The following is a 5,191-nucleotide window of genomic DNA, read 5'->3' as shown; positions in this document are numbered from 1 at the left end:
CGCCCCCCCGGGGGGCGCCCGGGCGCGGCCGCCCCCCCGGGGGGGCGCCGCCGCCCCCCGGCGCGCGCGCCATCGCCGCGCCGCCTGATCCAGCGCGCGGCGGACGGCCGTCTCCACGGCCCGCACCGCGCGAAAAAGGCCGGCGTTGCGATGATTCGACGGCCCCGCGCCTCCGACGCCCCACACCTCGCCCGCCGCGTCGCATACCACCGCCACGGTTCGGCTGCCGCCGCCGTCGACGCCGACCACCCACGCCTCCATGCGCCACCCCCGACGAGGTTCCGCCGCGTGCCCGCCGGCGATCCGCTCAAGGTCCTCGAGCAGCTTGGGAATCTCGAGGAGCCGTCAGCCGGCGGAGAGCCGCACGACCGTCCGCCCGCGCATCTGTCCGCGAAGGATGCGTCCGAGGGCCTCCGGTAGGCCGTCGAGATCGACCTCGTCCGACGCGATCGCATCCAGAGCCGGCGGCTTCCACTCGCCGGCGAGCCGCTGCCAGATCGCGCGACGCCGCTCCATCGGGCAATAGGCGGAGTCCACGCCCAGAAGGCTCACGCCGCGCAGGATGAAGGGAAACACGGTCGACGAGAACGGGGCGCCGCCGACGTTGCCCATGAGCGCCACCGTGCCCCAGGGCTTCGTCGTGCGGAGGATGTACGCGAGCGTGTCGCCGCCGACGGTGTCGACGGCGCCGGCCCACCGCGCCTTCTCCAGTGGGCGGCCGGGACCGGACGTCTCGGCGCGGTCGAGGACGGCCGAGGCACCCAAGCGCCGCAGGTACTCGTGCTCGGCAGTCTTGCCTGTGCTGGCCACCACCTCGTACCCCAGCTTGGCGAGCATGTTCACGGCCAGCGAGCCCACGCCGCCCGTGGCGCCGGTCACGAGCACAGGTCCCGCCCCTGGCGTGAGCCCGTTCTCCTGCATCCGTTGGATGGCCAGGGCCGCCGTGAATCCGGCCGTGCCAAGCGCCATCGCCTCCCGCAGCGTCAAGCCGGCCGGCAGCGGGAGAAGCCAGTCGGCCGGGACGCGGGCGAACTCCGCGTAACCCCCGAAGTGCGACACGCCGAGGTCGTAGCCCGTCGCCAGGACGGCGTCGCCCGCGCGAAAGCGCGGATCCGAGGACTCCACCACGGTGCCCGCGAGGTCGATGCCGGGCACCATGGGGTACGCGCGCACCACCTTGCCGTCCGGGAGCGTGGCCAGTCCATCCTTGTAGTTCACGCTGGAATACGTCACCCGCACCGTGACCTCGCCCGGGGGCAGCCGGTCGGGGGTCAGGCGGGTCAGCCCGGCGCGGAAGCCCTCTTCCGTTGACTCCACGAGGTAGGCTCGGAACGTCTCCACGGCCGCATCCTCCTCCTGGACGTGTCATTCGCGACCGGGCGGCCGGCTCCTCGGGGCGCGCCGCACGCCGCGCGCCGGCTCCCGAACAATGCGCCTCACACGCCCCACGCGTTGCCGCGGTACCCCGGGTGCGCAAGGGGCGCTCCGCTCAGGGCCCGTTCCAGCCCTTCGGCGATGGCCGCGGCGGCCTGCTCCGTCTCGATCAGGAACGCGTCGTGACCGTGGGGGCTGCGGATCTCCCGGTACTCCGCCGGGTATCCCAGGAGGCGGAGGCGCGCCTGCACCTCGCGCACTTCGGCGGCCGTGTAGAGGATGTCGCTGTCGATGCCGACGGCGAGCACCGAGGGCAGGCGGCCGCGTTCCGCCGCGGCCGCCCGCCGCTCGGCGCCCTGTGCCGCGTAGCGGTCCGCGTCGAAGAGGTCCATGGCGCGCGTCAGGTAAAGGTAGGTGTTGGCGTCGAAGCGTCGCACCAGCTTCTCTCCCTGGTAGTGGAGGTAGCTCTCGATCTGGAACCGCAGGCCGGACGGTCGCCCGGCGGAAGCTTGCGTGGCGTACGCGCCGAGCCGTTCGGCGACCGGGTCGGCGCCGGGCGGCACCTCGGCCCGCCCGTGGCGCAGCCAGAAGCTTTCGCCGCTCCGGTAGGTCGTCATCGCCAGCATGCGCGCGATGGCCAGCCCCCGCGCCGGGCCGTCGCCGGGGGGATAGTCGCCGCCGGCGAAGTCCGGGTCCAGCAGGATCGCCTGCCGTCCCACCTCGTTCCACGCGATGGACATGGGCGACGTCGCCCACGGCGCGGCCATGACGACGGCGCCGCCGATGCGGTCCGGAAAGAGCAGCGCCCATGCGAGCGCCTGCATGCCGCCCAGCGAACCGCCCACGACCAGCGCGAGCCGCTCCACGCCGAGGGCGTCGAGCAGCCGCGCCTGTGCTCGCACCATGTCGCCCACGGTGATGACGGGAAAGCGCAGGCCGTAGGGGCGGCCGCCCTCTGCGGGACTTCCCGGGCCGGTCGAGCCGCGGCAGCCGCCCAGCACGTTCGAGCAGATGATGAAGTGCCGGTCGGGGTCGAGCGCGCCGCCCGGACCGACGACGCCCGCCCACCAGCCGGGCGCGTCGCTGTCGCCGGTGAGGGCGTGGCAGACCAGGACGGCGTTGCCCGCGCCGCCGTGCGCGTGCGGGTCGTAGGCGCCCCACGTCTGATAGGCGATGTCGACCGGGCCGAGGCGGGCGCCGCTCTCCAGGGCGAATTCGCCCGGCCCGGCGACGCGCTGGACATGCAGGTCCGCGGGGAGCGCGCGCCGGCCCGCGCCGCCCCCCGCGCACGCGACCCCGGCGGGCGGGTTCACGCCGTCTGCGCCTGCCCCACGGCCCGGAGCGCCTGGTCGAGATCGGCGATGATGTCGCGGACGTCCTCCAGGCCGACGGACAGCCGGATCATGTCGGGCGTCACGCCGGCCTCGGCCTGCTCCGCGGCCGTGAGCTGCGAGTGCGTCGTCGACGCCGGGTGGATGATGAGCGACTTCGCGTCGCCCACGTTGGCCAGGTGGGAGAAGAGCCGCACGCGGTCGACGACCGCCTTGGCCGCCTCGTAGCCGCCCCTGACGCCGAACGTGAGGATGGCGCCCTGCCCGTCCGAGAAGTAGCGCTGGGCGCGCGCGTGATCCGGGTGCGTCTTGAGGCCCGGATAGTTCACCCACGTCACGCCGGGGTGTTCGGCCAGCCACTCGGCGACCGCGAGGGCGTTCTCCGAATGGCGCTTCATGCGCAAACCGAGCGTCTCCAGCCCCTGCAGGAAGAGGAAGCTGTTGAAGGGCGAGAGGCACGCGCCGAGGTCGCGCAGGAGTTGCACGCGCGCCTTCACGATGTACGCCGCCGGGCCGAACGCTTCCGTGTACACGACGCCGTGGTACGTCGGGTCCGGCTGCGTCAACTCGGGGAATTTGCCGCTCGCCGCCCAGTCGAAGCGGCCGCCGTCGACGATCACGCCGCCGATGGCCGTGCCGTGGCCGCCGATGAACTTCGTCGCGGAGTGGACGACGATGTCGGCCCCGTGCTCGAACGGCCGGAAGAGCGCCGGCGTGAGGAAGGTGGCGTCAACGATCAGCGGGATGCCCCGCCGGTGCGCGACGTCCGCGATCGCCCGAAAGTCCGGCACGTCGAGCTTCGGGTTGCCGATCGCCTCGATGTACACGGCCTTCGTTTTGTCGTCGATCGCGCGGGCGAAGTTCTGCGGGTCCGACGGGTCGACAAGCTTGACCCGGATCCCGAGGCGCGGCAGCGTATGGACGAAGAGGTTCCACGTCCCGCCGTAGAGGCTGGTGGCGGAGACGATGTTCTCGCCCGCCTTCGCGATGTTGAGCACGGCGAAGGTGATGGCCGCCTGCCCCGAGGCGGTGGCGAGCGCCCCCACGCCGCCTTCCAGCGCCGCCATGCGCTGCTCGAACACGTCGGTGGTGGGGTTCATGATGCGCGTGTAAATGTTGCCCGACTCTTTCAGCGCGAAGAGGTTGGCGGCGTGCTCAGCGCTGTCGAAGACGTACGAGGTGGTCGCGTAGATCGGGACGGCGCGCGCTTTCGTGGCGGGGTCGGGCTGCTGCCCGGCGTGGACGGCCAACGTATCGAGATGGGCACCATCGAAGGTCATTGCGGACGGCCTCCTCTAGAGTGTCTAGGGTGGCCGCTGGATCTCCCCACAAAAAAACCCCTTCCGATGGAAGAGGTCGCACGCTGAACCGCGACGCAGGCCTCCTCTCATCTCGCGCGGCGTGGCCGCGCCGGAGTTGGCACCGCCACCCCGCCGCGAACGTGCCGCGCGGCGAGGCCGGTTGCCGGGCTTCATCGGGCCGTCTCCCTCCGCCTCTCTGGATAAGAGAATCCAGCGGTATTGAATTTGGCTTGAATGCTACACCCCGGGGAGCGGGGTGTCAACGACCGCGAGGCTCACCGGCGGAGGCGCGGATCGAGAAGGTCTCGCAGGCCGTCGCCGAGGACGTTGAACGCGAGCACCGCGGCGAAGATCGCCAGCCCCTCGGGCCTCTCGGGACGAAGTACGGCGAAGCGACGTACTCGTCGATCTCCGCGTGCGTCATGAAGGCGAGGATGGGTTTGTTCGACGCGCCGGAATGAAGCGACGCGTACCGGCTGGAAACCGGTTTCTTGCCCGGAAGTTTCGCATTGCATTCGTGCGAGGCGGACAAACTCCTGCTTCTCCGAAAAAGAGAGCGCGTCGCGGAAGCTTCAACAAACTTCGCCAGATCTGCCATGGGGCGAGTTCACTAGTTTGCGCATCGGCGCGCTGTTCCATGCTAACTGCGGAGGTGAATCGACTTGGCCAACAACGCGACGATGATCGGACGTCCGTTGGATCAATTGAAGTACCAGGTGACCGCGGAGCTCCTGGGGCGGCCGTTTGATTTCGAGACGGCGGAGGAGCTCGCGCCGGGCGAAGGGGGATCTTCGGCCTTCGCCGCCGCGGGACGCTCATACGAGGATCTCAAGTTCGAACTGGCGCAGGAGCTCGGCGTGCCGTTGCAGCGCGGCTACAACGGCGAGCTCACGGCGCGCCAGGCCGGCGTTCTCGGCGGCCACATCGGCGGCCAGATGGTCCGCCGCCTGATCCGTTTCGCCGAGGAGCAGCTCGCCAACGGCGCGCAACTGCCCCGGGGTTGACCTGGGCGCGGGGATGAGACGGGCGCGGCGCGCCGCGAGCTTCCTGCGGCGCGCCGCCGGCTTTGCGGGTCACTCCGGAAGCAGGTCCGCGAACACGAAGCCGTCGCGCTCGACGACTTCGCCGCGGTGGACGGCGATGCGGCGGCGGAAGATCGGGCCGTCGTACACGAACGTGTGGAAC

At 71.4% G+C, this 5,191-nt stretch carries 6 protein-coding genes and 1 riboswitch; of the genes, 1 reads left to right on the top strand and 5 read right to left on the bottom strand.

Going from position 1 to position 5,191, the window contains the following annotated elements:
- The 4 genes from IRZ18_08385 to IRZ18_08370 form a co-directional block, all read right to left on the bottom strand.
- Positions 1–261 (bottom strand): hypothetical protein (locus IRZ18_08385; protein ID MBX5477120.1); only part of this gene is annotated, 261 nt, incomplete at its 3' end.
- Positions 262–345: 84 nt separating this feature from the next.
- Positions 346–1,341 (bottom strand): oxidoreductase, encoded by a 996-nt coding sequence (locus IRZ18_08380; GenBank protein ID MBX5477119.1) that lies wholly within the window; start codon positions 1,339–1,341, stop codon positions 346–348.
- Positions 1,342–1,436: 95 nt separating this feature from the next.
- Positions 1,437–2,621 carry a homoserine O-acetyltransferase gene (locus IRZ18_08375; protein MBX5477118.1) on the bottom strand — a complete coding sequence of 395 codons (1,185 nt, stop codon included), beginning with the start codon at positions 2,619–2,621 and terminating at the stop codon, positions 1,437–1,439.
- Positions 2,622–2,683: 62 nt separating this feature from the next.
- Positions 2,684–3,985 (bottom strand): homocysteine synthase, encoded by a 1,302-nt coding sequence (locus IRZ18_08370; GenBank protein MBX5477117.1) that lies wholly within the window; start codon positions 3,983–3,985, stop codon positions 2,684–2,686.
- A gap of 104 nt (positions 3,986–4,089) precedes the next feature.
- A riboswitch (SAM riboswitch) is annotated at positions 4,090–4,213 on the bottom strand.
- Positions 4,214–4,686: 473 nt separating this feature from the next.
- Here IRZ18_08370 and IRZ18_08365 point away from each other — a divergent pair.
- Positions 4,687–5,010, top strand: a complete 324-nt coding sequence (locus IRZ18_08365; protein MBX5477116.1) for an alpha/beta-type small acid-soluble spore protein — start codon at positions 4,687–4,689, stop codon at positions 5,008–5,010.
- Positions 5,011–5,079: 69 nt separating this feature from the next.
- Here the strand turns inward: IRZ18_08365 and IRZ18_08360 are convergent.
- The coding region (locus IRZ18_08360) for an ATP-binding protein (protein MBX5477115.1) at positions 5,080–5,191 on the bottom strand (112 nt) is incomplete at its 5' end.

It is taken from the genome of Clostridia bacterium, from assembly GCA_019683875.1.
Taxonomy (GTDB): domain Bacteria; phylum Bacillota; class Sulfobacillia; order RBS10-35; family Bu92; genus Bu92.
Note: the sequence above shows the minus strand (reverse complement) of the source record. Positions and strands in the feature narration are given on the sequence as shown.